Source organism: Microbulbifer okhotskensis (assembly GCF_023895975.1).
In the GTDB taxonomy this organism is placed as follows: Bacteria; Pseudomonadota; Gammaproteobacteria; order Pseudomonadales; family Cellvibrionaceae; genus Microbulbifer; species Microbulbifer okhotskensis.
This window is the reverse complement of the sequence record NZ_JALBWM010000037.1, coordinates 20156-39299: the sequence shown is the minus strand read 5'-3', so window position 1 is coordinate 39299 and position 19144 is coordinate 20156. Positions and strand designations below refer to the sequence as shown.

At 46.7% G+C, this 19144-nt stretch carries 18 protein-coding genes; 4 read left to right on the top strand and 14 right to left on the bottom strand.

Features of this window, described 5'->3' with window-relative positions; translation table 11 throughout:
• The 3 genes from MO867_RS10510 to MO867_RS10500 form a co-directional block, all read left to right on the top strand.
• A partial coding sequence (locus MO867_RS10510; RefSeq protein WP_252466400.1) for a discoidin domain-containing protein occupies window positions 1–1114 on the top strand: 1114 nt, incomplete at its 5' end.
• 38 nt (window positions 1115–1152) lie between these two features.
• Window positions 1153–1440, top strand: coding sequence for a hypothetical protein (locus MO867_RS10505; RefSeq protein WP_252466399.1), 288 nt, complete (start codon window positions 1153–1155; stop codon window positions 1438–1440).
• Window positions 1441–2589 (top strand): di-heme oxidoredictase family protein, encoded by a 1149-nt coding sequence (locus MO867_RS10500; protein WP_252466398.1) that lies wholly within the window; start codon window positions 1441–1443, stop codon window positions 2587–2589.
• 242 nt (window positions 2590–2831) lie between these two features.
• Here the strand turns inward: MO867_RS10500 and MO867_RS10495 are convergent, their stop codons facing one another.
• The 6 genes from MO867_RS10495 to MO867_RS10470 form a co-directional block, all read right to left on the bottom strand.
• Window positions 2832–4796, bottom strand: a complete 1965-nt coding sequence (locus tag MO867_RS10495; protein WP_252466397.1) for an aconitate hydratase — start codon at window positions 4794–4796, stop codon at window positions 2832–2834.
• Between the two features lie 528 nt (window positions 4797–5324).
• Window positions 5325–5570 carry a VF530 family protein gene (locus MO867_RS10490; RefSeq protein ID WP_252466396.1) on the bottom strand — a complete coding sequence of 82 codons (246 nt, stop codon included), beginning with the start codon at window positions 5568–5570 and terminating at the stop codon, window positions 5325–5327.
• 346 nt (window positions 5571–5916) lie between these two features.
• Window positions 5917–6279: a hypothetical protein gene (locus MO867_RS10485; protein WP_252466394.1), complete on the bottom strand. Its 363-nt coding sequence runs from the start codon at window positions 6277–6279 to the stop codon at window positions 5917–5919.
• A 429-nt stretch (window positions 6280–6708) separates the two neighbouring features.
• Window positions 6709–7038, bottom strand: coding sequence for a VOC family protein (locus MO867_RS10480; protein ID WP_252466393.1), 330 nt, complete (start codon window positions 7036–7038; stop codon window positions 6709–6711).
• An 87-nt stretch (window positions 7039–7125) separates the two neighbouring features.
• Window positions 7126–8688, bottom strand: a complete 1563-nt coding sequence (locus MO867_RS10475; RefSeq protein WP_252466391.1) for an arylsulfatase — start codon at window positions 8686–8688, stop codon at window positions 7126–7128.
• A gap of 63 nt (window positions 8689–8751) precedes the next feature.
• Window positions 8752–9804 (bottom strand): HAD family hydrolase, encoded by a 1053-nt coding sequence (locus tag MO867_RS10470; RefSeq protein WP_252466390.1) that lies wholly within the window; start codon window positions 9802–9804, stop codon window positions 8752–8754.
• Window positions 9805–9908: 104 nt separating this feature from the next.
• Between MO867_RS10470 and MO867_RS10465 the strand changes: the two genes are divergently transcribed.
• The gene (locus tag MO867_RS10465; protein WP_252466389.1) at window positions 9909–12170 is read left to right on the top strand and encodes a tetratricopeptide repeat protein; all 2262 of its coding nucleotides are present in this window, start codon (window positions 9909–9911) and stop codon (window positions 12168–12170) included.
• Between the two features lie 77 nt (window positions 12171–12247).
• On the opposite strand, the gene MO867_RS10460 is transcribed toward MO867_RS10465, so the two are convergent.
• The 8 genes from MO867_RS10460 to MO867_RS10425 are packed head-to-tail and all read right to left on the bottom strand — an operon-like array spanning window position 12248 to window position 19108.
• Window positions 12248–13582 carry a hypothetical protein gene (locus MO867_RS10460; RefSeq protein ID WP_252466388.1) on the bottom strand — a complete coding sequence of 445 codons (1335 nt, stop codon included), beginning with the start codon at window positions 13580–13582 and terminating at the stop codon, window positions 12248–12250.
• Between the two features lie 12 nt (window positions 13583–13594).
• Entirely contained in the window at window positions 13595–14347 is a 753-nt protein-coding gene (locus tag MO867_RS10455) for an outer membrane lipoprotein-sorting protein (RefSeq protein ID WP_252466387.1), read from the bottom strand.
• Between the two features lie 29 nt (window positions 14348–14376).
• Window positions 14377–15606 carry an ABC transporter permease gene (locus MO867_RS10450; protein WP_252466401.1) on the bottom strand — a complete coding sequence of 410 codons (1230 nt, stop codon included), beginning with the start codon at window positions 15604–15606 and terminating at the stop codon, window positions 14377–14379.
• A 2-nt stretch (window positions 15607–15608) separates the two neighbouring features.
• Window positions 15609–16313 (bottom strand): hypothetical protein, encoded by a 705-nt coding sequence (locus tag MO867_RS10445; protein WP_252466386.1) that lies wholly within the window; start codon window positions 16311–16313, stop codon window positions 15609–15611.
• Window positions 16313–17017 (bottom strand): ABC transporter ATP-binding protein, encoded by a 705-nt coding sequence (locus MO867_RS10440; RefSeq protein WP_252466385.1) that lies wholly within the window; start codon window positions 17015–17017, stop codon window positions 16313–16315. Before MO867_RS10440 ends, MO867_RS10445 begins: the two co-directional genes overlap by 1 nt.
• Window positions 17017–17751 (bottom strand): tetratricopeptide repeat protein, encoded by a 735-nt coding sequence (locus tag MO867_RS10435; protein ID WP_252466384.1) that lies wholly within the window; start codon window positions 17749–17751, stop codon window positions 17017–17019. The genes MO867_RS10440 and MO867_RS10435 overlap by 1 nt, the downstream gene beginning before the upstream one ends.
• Window positions 17752–17771: 20 nt before the next feature.
• Window positions 17772–18026, bottom strand: coding sequence for an acyl carrier protein (locus MO867_RS10430; protein WP_252466382.1), 255 nt, complete (start codon window positions 18024–18026; stop codon window positions 17772–17774).
• A gap of 2 nt (window positions 18027–18028) precedes the next feature.
• On the bottom strand, window positions 18029–19108 hold the full coding sequence (locus MO867_RS10425; protein WP_252466379.1) for a hypothetical protein: 1080 nt from the start codon (window positions 19106–19108) through the stop codon (window positions 18029–18031).
• Window positions 19109–19144 lie beyond the last annotated feature (36 nt).

Sequence of the window (19144 nt, the reverse complement as noted above, 5' to 3'; positions counted from 1 at the left end):
CTCCGACTCCGACTCCGACTCCGACTCCGACTCCGACTCCGACTCCGACTCCGACTCCGACAATAATGATCCCGCCGAAGCCGATGAGGTTGGGCAAAATATAGCCGGTGACGCAAACATATCCTCCAGCTCCGGCAGCGGCACCCTGGCCATTGACGGCCTTAGAAGAACCTTGTTGGAGAGTACTGACACCAGCGGCGCATCAAGTATCACCCTTGATTTTGGTTCCTCAAAAGCGCTCTCGAAAATCGTCATTGACTGGGGCGAGCACAATGCAAAATCCTATGAAGTTCTCGGCTCTGCTGATGGAAACATCTGGGTGACACTGGCCACAGGTGATTCTGGTGAGTACGGCCAGCGTATTGATTCCCACTTTGTTGGAGGGCAATATCGCTATATGCAACTTCACGCCACAGCCCTCAGTGAGGGAAGCTCTCGATTTAGCCTGTGGGAACTGATGGTATTCGACCGGGCTGCTACGGAAATCAACGCCGCTGCTTCAATCGAATATACCCCCCTATTTGACTCTGAGCAGCCGGAAGAAAATGCCCAGCACTGGTATACCGAAGAAGATGGCAGCATTGTTACCTTGACCAGTGGGCGAGCACGCCTCCGCCACGAATCAGAAGATTCCTTCTATGAATTTCCGACCTTCTACTTTCAGCACAGAACCTTTGGCGCTGAAATTCATGATCATACCCCCGCCGGTGAAAACCTAATTGAGATTTACTACTCAGCGGAATATGCACTTTACCGACCACCGGAATGCCGCTCCTCATATTCAAACGTCCACCGTGCTGACTTTAACAGCAATGCCCGATTTGACGAAACTCCCTACAAGGAAGCCGATGAAAATGGCAAGGGACAGGTTTGGCTGTGCAGGATCACCTATGACGCTCATAATGGAGATGATGGGGAATTGGTGAATGGATGGAGGTCGAGTTCCAGCAGTTCATTGGTATTGAAGAGGGTGATCCCATGGTCAGCGGGCAGACGGTCTACTATACAGATACCTACCGCATTCTTCTGGGTGAACCCGGTATTCATGCGATCGACGACTTGGATACTGAGATTGCAATCCAGAGTGGCGGTGAAGCCACTGCAGCTCATATAAGAGCAACCGATCCTGTACCCGCTTCAGAAGCTATCTCTGTGAATACAGAGGAAAATACCCTCACTTATTATGCTGGCACCGATGGCAAGTGGGTAACACCCTCCGATATCAATGCGACTGAAGTTACATATCCGATACTAGACGGCATTGATGCCTATGACACCTATATCGTAGACAGTGGAATCGCTGACTGGACTGCCTACTTTAGAGAAGCCTTGAATATACAATGGGGAACACACAACGACTTCTTAGATGGGCGTAGAGTATTCCATACCCGGTTTGATACTGGCGAGCATGAAGAACTCGGAAATCCAGACTTCGACTAAATGGCCAACCTGTCATCGGGACTGACTATTGAACCGTCTTGCCTTGCATGCCATATCAATAATGGTCGCGGTCCAGCACCCTCGGAAGCAAATGTACCAAACTCAATGGTCTTCAAACTATCATCGGGTGCGATAACCAAAGCTGGCCAACCTCTACCCCATCATTATTTTGGTCCAGTTCTACAACCAATCTCTCTCAGTATCGATAGCGCCCCAGAAGGAGAAGTCCAGGTTACCTATAGCTCTGTTCAGGGCAACTATACAAGTGGAAACAGCTACAACCTGCAATCACCCACTTATATGATAACCACCTCTGAAGATAATGCCGCCTCTGTCGAACATTTTTCACCCCGCATACCACAAAATATCACTGGGCTGGGCCTATTGGAAGCTGTTGCTGAATCAGAGATACTTCAATGGCACGATCCCAGCGACTCCGATCGCGACGGTATTTCCGGGCGCGCCTCATTGGTAGATACTGATTCCACTTCCCCCCCCAAAAAAATTGGGCGGTTTGGCTGGAAAGCAACACAACCTAGCTTACGCAGTTTTTCGGCAGATGCACTCAACAATGATATTGGCGTGACTACATCGTTGGAGCCCAACGCAAATTGCGGCGTAGAGCAAATTGAATGTAAAAAACACAGCAACCACAACGAAGGGCTCAGCGATTCTCATCTGGATACGCTGGTTACCTATCTACAAGCACTGGGAGCTCCACCCAGAAACCTAAAAATGATCAATGATCCCATCGTCGCGCAAGGTGAAGAGCTATTTGAATCTATTGACTGCTCATCATGTCACCGACTGACAATGAGCACCAATCACGCTCACACATTATCTGAGCTGAGAGGCAAAACAATTCACCCCTACACGGATCTGCTCTTACACGATATGGGTGAGGGTCTTACAGACAATTTGACTGTAAACTCAGAATACAATCGCGAATGGAGAACTCCTCCCTTATGGGGGCTAGGAATTAACCGCGCAGTTAATGGTCATGAAAATTTACTGCACGATGGTCGCGCTAGGTCAATTGAAGAAGCGATCCTTTGGCATGGGGGAGAGGCGACATTAAGCCAGCAAGGATATATCGCTTTGTCGGAGACAGATAGGAATGCCCTACTCCAGTTCCTTAAGTCACTATAAACCCATTAAAATTAAACTCCGAACTTTCCAGATGTTCAGGCCATCATAAAAGCGGGTCTGAACATCTGCTCAAAACCCATACTTTGAGATTCATCTGTAAGAAAAGGGGTTGCGGTATAGCAGCACTACCGCTCTTTATGCTCTTTATGCTCTTTTGTGAATCCTTACTCAAGCAATTTAAATTACAGCCTCCACAACAACTACAAGACTATATCCGGAGGAAGTCTCTCCAAGTAATCACACTAAAACACATCAACCTTCTGTAGTGATGCCCCAAGTATACCCTTGATATAATTGATACGACCGCCAAATTTTATTATTTCCACTTCCTTCGCTGAGAGATCATTCTTCAGCCATACTTTTTTACCTCTTGTGATATCGCGCAGCTCCAAAATATGATGCTCGCCAGTACAACTAGAAAGGTCATAAAATTGGAGCATATCGCCCTGAGAGAAACCATCAAAATCCTCCGGGTTATCGAAAGTTAATATCAAGATCCCATGGTCAATCAAACTCTTTCGATGAAGCAGAGAAACACTCTTTGCGATCACACAGCGTACACCTAAAAATCGTAGCGTAAGGGCCGCGTGCTCACGACTGGAACCGTGCCCAAAGTTATCTCCTGCAATTAGAAATATATCCTCCTTAGTAGACAAAGCTCGCTGGTGAAATGAATCATCAATTCTGTGAAAAGTATAGCGGCTCAATTCCGGTACATTTGACCAATATGGCAATGCCTCAGCTCCTCCGGGAATAATATCATCGGTAGAAATATTATCTTCCAACTTCAACAGAATTGGACCGGCAATCACACTTAGCATTATATTCAACACTGGCAGCGGCTTAATATTGGGGCCTTTTCTTAGATCTACCTTTACCGGAATTTCCTGAGGGGGCTGAATGAGTGTTCGCATATCCAATAAGTGCTCAGGCTCGTTAAACACCGGATAATCCATATCTAATCTGCGGGGGTCCGTAATTTTCCCATTCAATGCGCTTGCAGTCGCTGTTTCAGGGCTGCATAAGTAAACTTGATCTTCCTTAGTACCGGAGCGTCCAGAAAAATTACGCGGCACTGTACGTAGGCTGTTATGCCCACTTGCAGGAGCCTGCCCCATACCAATACAACCCCCGCAACCTGTCTCATGTAAGTAGGCGCCAGCGGCAAGCAGTTTCCCAAGGTCGCCACTACGGGTCAATTCTTGAAGCAACTGACGAGACGAGGGGTTAATATCCAGGGAAACCGTATGCGGTATAAACAGACCATCAATCATACGAGCAGGCACTGAGAAGTCACGTAATCCCGGGTTCGCGGAAGAGCCGATGTAACTCTGAAATACCGGCCTTCCCTCTACCTCCTGCACCCTCACTACTTTGTCTGGGCGAGACGGGCAAGCCATCATTGGTTCGATTTTTGACAAATCGATGGTAGTTTCTTCATCGTAAGTTGCATCTCCATCTGCAGCCAGCTCGGTAAAATCTTCCTCTCGACCCTGCTGCCGTAAAAATAACCTAACTTGAATATCGGATGGGAACACACTGCTGACCGCACCCATTTCCTGACCCATATTGGCAATTACATGTCGATCCATTGCCGTGAGCTTATCAAGACCAGGACCGTGGTATTCAACAATTTTATTCCAACATCCATTAAGGGTGTATCGGCGCAACAACTCTAAAATTACATCCTTTGCACTCACCCAAGGTTGTAATTCGCCCTCCAGTCGCACCCCTAAAATTGTCGGCATTAGTAATGACAGCGGAAATCCCATCATGGCTAAAGCGACCTCAATACCCCCAGCACCAATCGCGAGCATCGACATTGATCCCGCTGCGCAGGTGTGACTGTCCGCACCCAACATGGTTTTTCCGGGAACCCCAAAACATGACATATGAACAGGGTGGCTTATTCCATTTCCCGGACGCGAGTACCATATTCCATACTTCCGGCAGGCACTCTCCAAGAACATATGGTCATCACCATTTCTATGGTCGGTCCTCAATACGTTATGATCTACATATTGCACACAGACTTCCGCTTTCACCTGCCTTGCCCCCAAGGCTTCTAACTCCAACATAACCAAGGTCCCGGTTGCATCTTCGCTCAGAACCTGATCAATTTTAAGTTCAATCACTCCATTTGGTGCCATGGTCCCTTTAACTAAGTGACTCTCAATTAATTTTTTGGCAAGATTCATACCAGGCATAATATTTACACATAAATACCATGTGACTACATATCTTTGACACCCAACATGACTTTAAAATCAGACATTTCAATCAAATAGTATTTTCAATAACATAAGAGAATATTTAGCGCATGCCTACTCACTATAACTTATAACGAACCTGATGAGTCAAACTCACACATTTGATTTATAGAAATCAAATTATTTAGCTGTACAAAATCAGGATTAACACTTGAATATCTAAATCACTACTGGATTCCGGCATACACCTGAATGACGATGTATATGCCGGATATCACTTTCTTCCTCCCCTCATCATACCGGTGAAAGCCGGCATCCAAATCTCGTACAGGTCACAGTACTTTCTTCGAAAGCTCAATTTGACCCAGCACAACTCATGCCACTTATCCCTTTAGAGAGCGCCCGCTAATTTTTAATCGTGAAATAGTAGCTGATTTCCGACAAGACTAAGCTTCTTCAACTGCCTGAAGCAGCGAACACTTCAAATTGACCTTAACAATGGGCATAAAACAAGATTTGTACAAATCACTTGGATTTTGTCCACGGGGATTGCTTTTCAAAAGTTGAGATATACAAGCTTTCAACCTTATCTCTGGCCCACGGGGTCTTACGTAAAAACTTCAGGGAAGATTTAATCGATGGGTCACTTTTGAAGCAATTAATATCGATCGCCTGAGCCAGCCCACCCCAGCCATAGTGTTCTTTCAACCTGGTTAAAACCTTTTCTAGCGTTATGCCATGTAATGGATTATCTGGTTGTTCTTTGCTCATACTTTAAATATACCACTGTTACCTACATTGTTTACGGTGCAAACTCCAGCCAGCAAATTGAGTGCTCGATTCAACTGGCTATTGATGGCACGCTTGCCCAATCAACTTACTCTTTACCGGCCGCATACTGGATGGACACCATCCGATTTATTAAACCAAAAATTGCTACACCTCCCCGATCCAATTATTTTAGTACTGATACCCATCATAAGGCAACGGACTTCCATAACGAACGGCATAAAAGCCTGTCGTTAAACGCAATTTATTGAAAACTCCCGATTCGTTCAGTTTTGCAACCAGCGAATCCATAGTTCTCCCATAACCGCTTGTTTTTTTGCGCCCTAACTCATAGTTCATCGTTCATATTATGAGCATGACCATCAGATCGATTACTTTCCTCTAAGGATCGAACCCCCCTGGCACCCCAGCCTCCCGTGTTTTCTCGAGTATCTTTCATTGACTCTTCATTAAAGTAATTCTTAGCCCTCAAATGGGCCTTGGACTCATTAATTGCTCTTAAGCACTCACTTTTATCATTTACGTCAAGATTACTGTATTTCTCAGCAAGCTTTAGTTCCCGGCTTGAACACCAAATTTCTTCACCATCCAGCTCTTCAGGTGGTTCAAGACAGCGGCTTCTCTTCTTCCAGCTAGTCTTACACCTCGCAAACTCTTTGTCATCAATAGCAAACGCATTAAACTTCTCCAATTGAGGTAATTCAGCAAAGCTCTCAATATCACCGATGTAAAAGTACTAATTTCTCGATATCAAAACTCAGTATTTATCCAAGAAAAATATCGATTGTATCCACAGAATAAACAAAGTTTAAAAAATTACCTGATTTCTTATATGTCCTGGCACCGCTCTACAAATGTGGACATACTGAATAAATACCACGTTAAGCATTTCATTTATCATCACACCATAAGCATAGGGTAGAGATACTGTCTCCCCCCCCAGCTTCAAACTGAGCTCTCGCGAAGAAGGGCCTTCCACACCTGGACTCCACTCGTTAGCGTAGCTATAAAGGCTTTGAGGTATTTGCTCCCATAACCCCTCCCACTGAATGGATTGCTTGAAATTCTTAAGCCGGTGGTCCGGGGTTAAGCGCTATTGCTTGCCAATTGCTTTTTTAAATTAATTGCTTTTGGGATGATAATTAGCAGTCGACCAGGCCTTATTAATCTCTTCCGCCTGAAGCTGTGCATTGAAGGACTCCCATAAAATTCCGTTGACATCCGTATCAGAGCTAAACGTTTGTGTTCGATTGGATTCCCAGCCAAGATGCCTCAAAGTTCCTGTTTGACTCCCTGGATCGTTTCTTATGGATAGATTAATCGTTTCGGTACGCCATAAAGCAAATTCATTGAGCACATGAATACAGGGAGCGCAGCTCAACCTTTGGGTATAATCTTTGACTGATTCTTCTATCTGAGTGGTCGATAGTGCGATATGAATTTTATCCATAGGACCGGCTTTGTACCTTCATCTATCTCTGGTTACCAACCTAACAGGTTGTTGGAAAAAGTCTTTGTAGTCGGCTAAAAGCTCCAACTAGTTACTCCCACCAGCGCCAGTTTCTAACTGTTTTTGCACTTTTTCCAAATTAAACGAACCCGGCACTTGACTCGGGGGGTACTCTTTCATCGTTTTTAAAAATTTAGCGGCAAGTTGCTGCATTGGTACTAACACAAATGCCCGATCTATAAACCAATCGTTATAGGTATTGGAGTTGTGCTGGGCTTTCTCGAAAGGGTCCTGGCGTAGATTGAATAGCAGCGGCACCCTTAGTTCGGTAAATGGCTCTCTCCAGACTTCAAAAGCTTTCCCTCGATTTTCGAGAAAAATTGCTTTCCAGGGCTCATAGCGCATGGCTACTATTTGACCATCGTCATTTACATAAATAAATTCCTTCCGAGGTGACAGCGTGGACTTTCCGGTGAAATAGTCCATCATGTTGTATCCGTCAACATAATTCCGATACTCGCGACCGTTGAGCTCAACACCATCTCTCAGCTGCTCTTTGATCTCGGGATTGCCGCCCGCTGCAGCGAGGGTCGGCAGCCAGTCCTCATGGGAAACTATTCCTGTTAGGGTGATACCAGCGGGAAATTTACCAGGCCAACGCACAAAGGCTGGCACCCGATAGGCACCTTCCCAGTTGGAATTTTTTTCGCTGCGAAAAGGTGTGGTTGCGGCATCGGGCCAGGTATTAAAGTGCGGACCATTATCGGTGGAATAAAATACGATAGTGTTATCGGCAATATCCAACCGGTCCAGGACATTTAACAACTTTCCAACCAGAATATCGTGCTCGACCATTCCATCCATATACTCATTACTGTTGGGTCCTGCGAGATTCGTGTGCTCCTCTTTAACATGCGTACGGAAATGCATACGAGTGGCGTTCCACCAAACAAAAAACGGTTTGTTAGCGGCATGGGCCTGTTCAATAAAGTCGATGGCAGCTGCCAACGTTTCTTCATCAATGGTTTCCATACGCTTTTTGGTCAGCGGGCCTGTATCTACGATAGGCCCATTGGCTTTTGCTTTTATTACACCACGGGGACCATATTTTTTGCGAAACTCAGGGTCTTTCGGGTAGTCCCGGTTTTCCGGCTCTTCCTCAGCATTCAAGTGGTATAAATTACCGAAGAACTCGTCAAATCCATGATTTATGGGAAGGTGTTCATCCCGGTCGCCTTGGTGATTTTTCCCAAAATGGCCGGTTATATACCCCTGACTCTTCATCACTGTGGCAATAGTGGCATCACTCTCTTGCCACCCCTCTTTTGCCCCAGGAAGTCCGACCTTGGTCATACCCGTGCGCACCGGCACATTTCCTGCCAGGAAGGCAGCTCGTCCCGCGGTGCAAGACTGCTGGCCGTAATAGTCAGTAAAAGAGAGTCCTTCCACAGCTAGGCGATCGATATTTGGTGTTGTGTAGCCCATCATGCCACGGCTGTTGAAGCTGATATTCCAGATACCAATATCATCTCCCCAGATCACCAGAACGTTTGGTTTATCTTGGGCGTGCACACCGGTACAAAATAGAAAAACTGCCATCAACCCAGCCGCAAGAAACAGACGCTGATACAGTAATGAAATCGGGGGCATTGCACACCTCATCGTTAGCTCAATGAGCCTAACGGGTAAAATCGATAAACATCCAAAACAAGCCTAGTCCTGATAGGCAGGTGGCTGAGGAAAAACGAGACCTTGGGTTAGGCCTCTACTCTTTTCTGGAGGGTATACCTGCCGCCAGTCATTCGCCATATCCACCACTAACCAGCCATTCGGCTTTGCGGCCTTTAGCGCCTTATCCAGTCGCCCTACGTCTGATTTTTTGTCGTAAGCCCATTCTCGCGAGGCATCCGTATGGTGAATCAACATGCCAAAACGCGGCCCCGCCGCGCTGGTTGTCCACTCCAGCATCTGTAAGTCCCCATCAGAATTACCGGCGGCAAAAACCGGCCTGCGCCCGATAAATTCATTAATAGCAAGTGGCTTTCCCTGCTTATCGGTGAGAAACGCCAGTTCGTCGGTTTTCACAATGGCCGGGTGTCCATCTCGGCTTTTATAGCGAGCTTTTAACCGGCTGCCAATCACTTGTTCTGGAGGAATTCCGTAGAGACTTGAGGAAAATACCCGGAGAAAATCAACCCCTCCCCCAGAAACGATATAAGTTTTAAAGCCATTGGCACGCAGGTATACCAACAACTCGAGCATGGGTTGGAACACCATTTTGCGATAGAACATACCGGTAACCGGGTTCTTTGCAGAGGCAATCCAATGGGCGACGCTACGCTGGAACTCGTCGGTACTCATACCGGCGTGAGTGGCTGTGAGCATTTTTTCTAAACCGGGAGATCCCTGCGCCAATAGGCTTAGCAAATTGCCATTGAGAATCGAGGCGAAGGGCTGTTGTGTTTTCCACTCTGGATGTTCGGGAAATAGCCGTTTTACCTGATCCGCGGTATACAACATCTGGAAATACATCGGTTTCTCAGACCAGAGGGTGCCATCGTTATCAAAGACGGCTATACGCTCACCGGGTGGCACAAAGCTATCGCTGCCCTCCCGGGTTACCTGCTTTACAAACTCTACTATCCGAGCCTTGGCTCCATCATCACGCCAAGATGGCAATGGCGAAGCAGCATCAGTCACCCAACTCGTAGCCAACCCCAGGAACATCAATAGATAGGGTGCATAGCGCCCACTAATAAAACCCATTCTGCCCACCTAGACTCACATTTGCAGCACTTGAACTAATCTTTGGACGTGCCACAGACTTGTGAAGCGGCCACCATCATTAGCATCAGCACAAAAAATAAACCGTGATAAATATAGCTGGGGTTACCAACTTTCCAATCAGCCTGATCTGCTTCGTGCTGCTTGGTTGTGGAAATGAAAATTTTGCCGTAACAGATCCTCCCGAGGAGCTGCCAGCAGCCCTCGCAACTGAAGCTACTTATGTGGGGGCAGGGCAATGCGCTGAATGCCATAAGGACCAGACTGCAGCCTGGCAGGGCTCCCATCATCAAATGGCGATGCAAGTGGCCAACAGTAACTCAGTACTGGGCGACTTTTCCGGTATTGAATTCAAGCATCGGGAGCAAGCGACTTCTTTTTATCTTAGGGACCATCAGTACTATGTCCGCACTGATGGCCCCGATGGCAATACTCATGAGTACCCAGTTGCCTACACCTTTGGTATTCACCCACTTCAACAGTATTTAATCGAATTAGATGGGGGACGATTGCAAGCCTTGAGTATTGCTTGGGATAGTCGCGCCAAGTCCCAGGGAGGCCAGCGCTGGTTTCACTTGTACCCTGATCAGCGGCTAGACCACCAGCACCCTTTACACTGGACCGCTTTAGACCAGAACTGGAATTTTATGTGCGCAGATTGCCACTCGACCAATCTGCACAAAAACTACGACCTCAAAACAAATAGCTACCAAACCACCTGGTCAGACATCAATGTGGGTTGTGAGGCCTGCCACGGTCCGGGATCACGCCACCTCCAGTGGGCGATGACCGATGACAAGCCCATTCAAGATAAAGGCCTCACCATAACCCTTGCCAATCCAGCTACTCAGAACTGGGCGATCGACGCGCAAACAGGCATCGCCAAGCTCGATAGCTCGACTGCAAACCAGCGGGAGCTGGAGACCTGTGCTCAGTGTCACTCGCGTCGCAGCACGCATATACCCGGCGCTCAAGCGGGTGGCAAATTGCTAGACCACTTTAACCTCGCCCTGTTACAAGCCCCTCTTTACCATGCCGATGGCCAGCCCAACGGTGAGGTATTCGTATACGGGTCTTTCCTGCAAAGCAAGATGTACGCGGCGGGGGTCACCTGCAGTCACTGCCATAACCCTCACAGTGTAGAGCTGAGAGCCTCTGTCGACACTCTCTGTAGTCAATGCCACTCTCCAGAGCGGTTTGCCGCCGCAGAGCACCACTTTCATCCGCCACAAAGCACCGGCTCTCGGTGCGTAAACTGCCACATGCCGGCAAAGAATTTTATGCAGGTAGACGGGCGCCGCGATCACAGCTTCCGCATCCCCAGGCCAGACCTCAGCACGACACTGAACACACCCAACGCCTGTAGTGGTTGCCATCAGGACAAATCCAGCCAGTGGGCTGCAAAGATTCTTCAACAAAAGTTTGGCGCCCCTGAGAATCACTATGGGCAAGCGCTGCACGCGGGTCTCCATGGCGATTTGGATGCCGAGAAAAAACTTCTGGACCTGATCCAAGATGTCAAGCAACCCATCGTTGCCAGGGCCAGCGCTATTCGCCTGATACCAGATTACCTCACCGCTCAATCAGCGCAACGACTTGTACAAATCGCCCAGGAGGACGAGCCTCTTCTAGGTCTGGCCCTGGCTCAATCCCTCGATCAGCTACCCGAACAATTGCGCCTTATGGTTGGCGTGCCACTACTGTTTGATCAAATGGAGGTTACAAGATCGTTAACTGCAAATGCTCTGACGAGTGCGGCCATCGAGCAGCTACCTGAAGACGTACAATGGAAGTTCTCTGAGGCTCTGGCGAGCTATGTGGCCTCCGAGCGATTCAATAGCGACCGGCCTGAGTCGCTGGTAAACCTGGCTAGCCTCCATGCGCAAAGAGGGAACACCGCGCAAGCTGAGGCTTTCTATCGAAAAGCCCTTTCAATAGCTACCCACTACACACCAGCCTATATCAATTTCGCCGATTTCTACCGGGTAATCGGACGTGAAGCAGACGCTGAAGGAATATTGCAGCAAGCGCTGGGTAAGGCCGAGGATACAGCGGTGATTCAGCATGCACTGGGACTGTCTTTTGTGCGTCAAGGCCGCCACGAGGAAGCAATGCCCATGCTGAAAGCCTCAGCCGAAAATAAACAGGCCCAGAGCCGCTATATCTATGTTTATGCCATCGCAGTGCACTCTGCGGGAAACCCTGACCAGGCACTGAATATTCTCGAAACTGGATTCAATCAATTCCCACAAAACCCAGATATTATCCACGCATTGATATCAATCGGAAGGGAATCCGGTAATTTGGAAATCGCAAGGAAGTATGAGCAACTAATAAGGAGCCAATAATCTCTTTCTGTCTCAGTGCCTCTGCTCTCTAGCGAGCGTTTACCAAAGTCAGAAATTCCATTTTTCAATCCTTAGAGCTAAAAGTCGTAATAGAAACTCAATCTAAGCAATTTTTCCGTGGGTAATAAACCAAACTCGCAGGAATCGCAGCCCCTAAATACTTGTGCCTGCAACCTTGTGCTGAAATGTTCTGTCCAATTTTGTATCAACTCCAAATTATGATACTGGCTCTTGTCGCTAATATTGTATTGAAGACTCTGCCGATACTGAAATTTCTGCTCAAATCGAGTATTACCCCACATAAAAAACAAGTATTCCTGCCTTAACTGTCCTACCGATAAAAAATTAAAACTATCTGACAAAAAGGTAAAAGCCTTATGTACCTGCTCCGAGTTTATGTTGGCTTTTGCAGAATCAACTTGCACTTGGACTCTGGGCCACTCATCACCATCGTAGCCATGTTGATTGTAGAGGTATTCAGCGGTGAGATCCCAGCCGTGATCAAAGCTGACCTGGGTACCGACTACCAATTTCAAGTAACCATCGTCTTCAGGCTGCAGATAAGTCAACTCAGCCAGGGCCGGTAATTCCCTTTGGCGCTCCCAAGCAGCCTCCAATCGAAGCGTCGCACTATCTCCCGCGAGAGAGCTAAAACCCACTGCAACATTAGTCGCTCCATTTTCCAGATGATGTAAAACCAAGCGGGAATCTAGATTTCCCTCACGGTTGATCACCAAAGCATATTGCAGCTCGTCCTCCCTAGTAGAATTCGCAATACCCTGCCCCAAATTCTCCTCTACCTGGGCAACATAGATGCCCGTATTCCAATCGCCATAGCGGAAATCCAGGTGCACCATATCCCAGCCGTGCTGCTGGGTAAGGTTATCTGTATCGAGATTAGGGCGATCATAAACAGCTTCTAATAGATTGGCAGGAGACCAGTTATACCCATTGCTCCATTGTGGTTTGATTCGACCGATATTAATGCCAATCCTCTTGTTGGCCGTGCAGGAGGAGAAATAGCCTTCCAATACATATGTCTCCCATTCTCGATCGGAATCCCCCGCCTCATTAATAAGGTACTGTTCGATAGATGCAATCCGTGAATGCACCGAAAAATATGACCCTAAAGAAAACTGACCGCTGAAATCCAGCGCCAACTGAGATTCGCGATCCTCAAAAATAAAATTGCCCGGATCAAAATACAGTGCCTTTCTTACATCATTAACCTGGTGATAACCCAATAAAGAAATATCCAGGTCCCAGGCAAACGAGGATTTGGCCTCATCAGCCTCATGCTCGACAGAAAGCTCTATACCTTCCTCGAAGGGGTCTTGATAGTCCTCAGCAGTAACCTCAAAAACAAATGGAAGGAATACTACCGAGAGATACTTATTATATCCGATAAACATAACGTAAGGCGCCTAATTAAGCCTACCAAGAGAGCCTTTTTGAAATATCGCTGGATCCAGATTTTCAAATCGATAGTCATCAAACTTCATCCAGGTGTGACTATCTTCAACCAGAGCATCCACCAACAGTAGCTTATGTAGCTTTAGCTCACCTTCATAGTGCTTAAATTCTTTGTAATAAGCCGTCTTAAGCAATCGTCCCGAGCGGGTATAAAACTCAGCTTTAAACGGCCTGTTATCCGCTGACTGCGACATCCATACATTTACTTTTTCATAAGCAACGCCGGATGTACTAGCACTTAATTGTAAAATCCAATAAATTTCACCTTCAACAATTTCCTGCCCTTTTAGCTCCGCTTTATAGTCCTTGGAAAAATTTGCTCCTACGACATCCCCATTGCTTGTCTCTCCAATTAAACGCTGGGAGGGGGCAATGCGAATGACCCGGCGTGTTCCGGGGATATAGAGCCACATATTCGCATTCTCCCTTAACATCGCCCTACCCTTCTCCCGTGCAGGCGCCATAAACTGGATCAATGACTGTTCGTTAAATACCTTAACGCTAAGCTTGTTAGTACGAGGTTCCTTTTCTTTCTTATAGCTGATATTGGTGATATCAAAAGTAAATCCCCGATCTCGGAAACCTCTAAAATCATCCAGCCTGTTGACTAAAGATTCGGCCGTAACTGCTGCATAGCCCAATTCACTAAAAAGCAGACAGCTTAAAATCAGCACTGGAAAGACTGTAAGATTCAGTTTGTACATGGTAAATCCAATTGAGATTCCATAGGAGGTCAAGTAAACCTCAGCGCTTTCACAACCGGTAGCCGGGAAGCTTTTACAGCGGGGTAGAGACTGGAGACCAGAGAAATCGCAAACCCCAACAGGAAGGTTCTAAATAATATATCCGGCACCACAAAGACACGAATTGGATAGTCCTGAGTACTTCCTGGCGGGCGCGGCATCATCCACTCGGCGTAAGTGATGCCCTTGGCTGCCAATGCGCCCATTAACAATCCCAACAAACTGCCAATTAATCCGAGAAATACAGATTCCAACAAGATTAAGCTCACCACCTGCCGAGGAGTGCCGCCCATAGCCCGGATAGTGCCAAGCTCTCGGGTACGCTCCATCACCGCCATCAACATAGTGTTGGAAATGCTTAGGGCCACAATGATCAATACAATAACCGTGATAAATTCAAACACACCGTTAAAAAGACCTACAACTTGATGATAGTAACCGGCAAGTTCTTCCCAGCTCTTCAACTCCAAATCCAGGTGATGCTGTTCAAAAGCGCTGACCAAGGTACTAATCGCGGTATCGGTGAGCTGCGTCTCATCTAGCAAAACCACCATTCGAGTAATATCCGAGGTATACAGCAGTTCCTGAGCCAGAGGTAAATTCACCCTGAGCAATCGATCATCCAACGCCTTCACCCCGGTGCTGATAACACCCATCACCTGCACGTCAACCGCATTAATAGCACCATCCTGAGTACTGGCCAATAGCGTTAAGTAGTCACCCACTTGAACGTCAAGAGCGTTGAAAAGGCCTTCGCCCAAGTGCGCCGCCTCTATATCCTCCGGAAAAAGATCTTCTCCATCAACGATACGAATGGCTGAAGAGAGCATCACCTCCTTCTCAGCATCAATTCCGATACCGGTGATGGCGATAGACTGCTTGCCGTCACTCAATAAACCATTGAAATTAAGCCGTGGAGCAACTACGAGCGCGTTGGATTCACTCTCGATCAATTGGGAAATAGTACTCAAATCACGATCAGGAATAAGATACTTTTCCGGCTCAGCCTTACCATATTGGTTGTAACCATTGGCATAGATTTGTATATGCCCCAGTTGAGAGCGAATCATGCTCTCACGCATACCGTCGTACATTGACTGCACAAAGCCGCCAAATACAATTAAACTTGTACATCCAAACACAATCGCAGCCAGTGTGATCAGGCTGCGGCGACCATTGCGCATAATATTGAGTAGTGCAACCTTCCACCCCAAGCCCATTTTCACAGAGTCTCCAGTGCCTGTTTAGCCTTATCAGACCAATCTGTTTCCGATGCTACTAATTGACGAAATAAGAGCTGAGCCTTATCGGTCTGTTCATTTCTTTGGTAAGCCTGAGCGAGGTAAAATTCGACAAAACCTAGAAATTCTGCACCATATTTTCGCCCAATTTTCTCCCGCACCAGCTCCAAATCCTCAACGGCATAACGAGCTCTTCGCAGAAAAGCCGGCATATTTGCGCAACTGATACCCCGTTGTAAACGCGCGCCCAAATTCAAGGGCGACTGTTTAACAGCCCGATCCATTATTCGATTTCCTCGCCTGGAAAAGAGGGAGAGTTTGGCCAACTGATTAATATAGAAACTGGACTTAAATGAAATAGAAGAACCCAGTGCGGCATTAAGTTCCGGGTCATCCGGTAACAGCAGCTGAAGCTCCGCTATAGAGGACTCAAGATGTTCAACCTCCTCAACTTTAGTAGTTTTCGAGGAAGTGAGGCGGGCCAGCTGGGCCAAATAGGCTTGCTTTTTTTGCTCTACGGATGAGTTCGCATTGAGTGCAACAAATAACGTCTCTCGCTCTACATCGTTGAAAGGAATTTCTGTTGGCGAAATATAGTCATCGGCCAATACGCTTGTAGCAAACAACAATACAACAGCGAAAACGGAAAATACCTGAGAGGCAGAATTTAAAGTAGTGGGTTTCATTAGGCGATAGCCTCCTGAAGTGTAAACGGTGGAGAGGGCTCATCTTCAACTAATTCACCATCCCGCACGGTAATCACGCGGGAGGCCAGGCCGGTTACGTAATTATCATGCGTGGCAATCACAAACGTCACCCCTTGTTCTCGATTGAGCTGCTTCATCAGGCTCATTATGCTCTCTGAGGTCACCGAATCCAGATTGGCTGTGGGCTCATCGGCCAGAATTAAATTAGGCTGGCTGACTATCGCCCGAGCAATCGCTACTCGCTGCATTTGCCCCCCAGAAAGCTGGGTGGGACGTTGACTCATCAACTGCTCAAGACCCACCGCCTCCAAAGCTTTTTCTGCTCTGGCCTTCGCATTGACAGTGCCACTGAGGGTCAATGGGTAAATGACATTCTCCAAAGCGGTGAGTACCGGTATCAGATTAAAAGACTGAAAGACGATACCGATATGTCGACGTCTGAATAGGGAGCACTGATGCTCATTCAGCGCACTCAGGTTAATTCCTTCTATTTCGACAGATCCTGAGTCACAGTGATCAAGCGCCGAAAGAATATTCAACAAGGTACTTTTGCCACTGCCACTTGGACCTTTCACGGCAAGAAATTCGCCACGCTCAATGGTCAAGTTTATCCCTCTCAGGGCATCAACCCAGAGATTTCCCAACTGATAGCGCTTGGAAACATCCTCTAACTCAACCAGCATCAGCTTGCACCTAAAATTACAACCATCTGGCTTAGCTGTTTACATGAAGCTTCCATAGTCAGAGGACAGGGAGCAAAGGCCAGCGCCTTCTGGTAGTAGTCAAACGCAACGGCTAATTCAGTGTCACTATCATTGGCCTTTTTAAAATAGGCGTTAGCCAGTGCCAAATAAACCATTTGCTCCATCGTATCTGGCAGAGTATCTGAACCGGTGTCAATTAGGTGGTTAAACCAGAGTTCATCTTCAAAGACTCGATCAAAGTGACCACTAATTTTTCCCACATAAGAAAAAGTAATCAAGCGAATCAAGCGAACGTTAAAGTCCGATCCAGCCTGAACCCCTGCGTCATCGACTTCATCCATTGCATGACGTAAACGATAAAGCTTATAAAGCCCCATAACTGGATCAAACATGGCACCAGCCCGCTTACCCTCGTTAGAGAAATAAGCCGCGCGAATTAACATATCATCCGGTCTCAGCTGATACGCGTTGTGTAACAATAATGCGGCTCTATCAAGTTCATTATGATGACTGAAGAGTTGCCCCAACTCCATCATCAAATCAGGGTCATTACTATCTTTACCAATTTCTTCTTGTAGAAATTCAACCTGTTTTATTTCATCGTCTGAAAACTCTATTTTCTCAAATTCTATGGGAGCTGCCCCTGAAAACCAAGCAACAACATTTCCGATAAAAAAACTACTGATAAGTATTGTTAGCACTTTTTTAAACATTGACGGCCCCCTTCAAAGGGTTAAATTTCAGCAGAGTTTTCGAGTAGCTGACCATCCATCTCTTTCAATGTGGTATGCTCATCAAACACCAAATTTTCAGGGCTCATCACCCCTGGGTATAACTGTTCACAGATTAGTATCACCTCGACAATATTCAGGGAGTCAACCCCGAGTTCAGCGATCGGTGTATCTGCATCAACAGTGTCAAGATTCAGCATAAGAGCTATCTGCTCACAAAGCTCTTGAACCTTGCTCTCTACAACTGCTGTAGACATATTTACTCTCCGGTAATATTACCTGTATTTATATTATGAAATCGCAACAAATAATCCAGAGTTAACGCATAAATACAAATATGCTGCTCACTCCTTGAATACGCTTGCTGCCGCTTTATGACACTCGCACTTATCATGGGCGGTATATAAAACCAGACTTTTGAAAGCCAATGGCTACCATAAAAGAACACCCGCTGAAAGGACTCGTAAACATTACATATGGGCTTATCATCAATTGATAGTACTGGGAGTTTAAATTCATCAGCGCCCTCGCCATCGACTACTTCCACTCGTTTACCTGAACCTTGAGCCAAGGAATTAAGTAAGAACTGTACGAATGGAAGATAGAATTTATGCTTGATATATTCCTGTTGTTCCAGTATCGAACTGGATTTTTTCCAGCATCGATTAAGAATTTTCTGAACCCTGTCAGTGTGGTCTCGTATATCTACCCCCTCCGCCACTTTACGCTTGTGAGCTTGATCAAATACCTTTGCTCTACAGGAGTCATACCCAAAGGACACTGGCAAGCATGCCTGTTCAATTTTCAGCAAAGAACCCTCGGCTGCCTCTAACTGTTGGGCCACATAAGCGTAGAACAGCGTATCGAAGGGAGAAAATAGCTTAGCCGCAACAGCCGGTAAGCGATTAAAAATCCTATCTTTAGCATCCCGGGTAGTAACTAATGCCGCTCCGAACTGTCCATTACCTTTAGGATCGCCATCTAACCACACCAGATCCTCAGCTAAGACTACAATGTCGTCGCCGGGAAAAAGCATTTTCACCCCTTGCAAAAAGCTTTTTCTCTCAACTGAAAACCCAAAATACTCCAGCTCGATCAGATACCGATGATCAATATTGATCGCTCCTGCATAAGGAAAACAGGATAAATTCTGACCTAAAAACAAGCGCCCCTCTTTTACAAAATAGAAAAGGGGCTGATTACAATTTTTTTCTATTTTCAGGTGCAGTGTATTCCGATCACTTCTTTGCACCGAGCCGTAATTGTCTCCGGCGATTTTACCCTCAGTGCAATAAGAACCATCTCCCAAAAGCTGCGCCAGTGTAATCACCGAGCCCACGGCTATGATCTGGGATTTCATCGCAGGTAAGTGAGC

Bases quoted from the DNA above. Each gene is read 5' to 3' on its own strand.
- MO867_RS10500 (WP_252466398.1), top strand. From the start codon at position 1,441: ATGGCCAACCTGTCATCGGGACTGACTATTGAACCGTCTTGCCTTGCA.
- MO867_RS10495 (WP_252466397.1), bottom strand. From the start codon at position 4,796: ATGCCTGGTATGAATCTTGCCAAAAAATTAATTGAGAGTCACTTAGTT.
- MO867_RS10490 (WP_252466396.1), bottom strand. From the start codon at position 5,570: ATGAGCAAAGAACAACCAGATAATCCATTACATGGCATAACGCTAGAA.
- MO867_RS10480 (WP_252466393.1), bottom strand. From the start codon at position 7,038: ATGGATAAAATTCATATCGCACTATCGACCACTCAGATAGAAGAATCA.
- MO867_RS10475 (WP_252466391.1), bottom strand. From the start codon at position 8,688: ATGCCCCCGATTTCATTACTGTATCAGCGTCTGTTTCTTGCGGCTGGG.
- MO867_RS10470 (WP_252466390.1), bottom strand. From the start codon at position 9,804: ATGGGTTTTATTAGTGGGCGCTATGCACCCTATCTATTGATGTTCCTG.
- MO867_RS10460 (WP_252466388.1), bottom strand. From the start codon at position 13,582: ATGTTTATCGGATATAATAAGTATCTCTCGGTAGTATTCCTTCCATTT.
- MO867_RS10455 (WP_252466387.1), bottom strand. From the start codon at position 14,347: ATGTACAAACTGAATCTTACAGTCTTTCCAGTGCTGATTTTAAGCTGT.
- MO867_RS10450 (WP_252466401.1), bottom strand. From the start codon at position 15,606: ATGGGCTTGGGGTGGAAGGTTGCACTACTCAATATTATGCGCAATGGT.
- MO867_RS10445 (WP_252466386.1), bottom strand. From the start codon at position 16,313: ATGAAACCCACTACTTTAAATTCTGCCTCTCAGGTATTTTCCGTTTTC.
- MO867_RS10440 (WP_252466385.1), bottom strand. From the start codon at position 17,017: ATGCTGGTTGAGTTAGAGGATGTTTCCAAGCGCTATCAGTTGGGAAAT.
- MO867_RS10435 (WP_252466384.1), bottom strand. From the start codon at position 17,751: ATGTTTAAAAAAGTGCTAACAATACTTATCAGTAGTTTTTTTATCGGA.
- MO867_RS10430 (WP_252466382.1), bottom strand. From the start codon at position 18,026: ATGTCTACAGCAGTTGTAGAGAGCAAGGTTCAAGAGCTTTGTGAGCAG.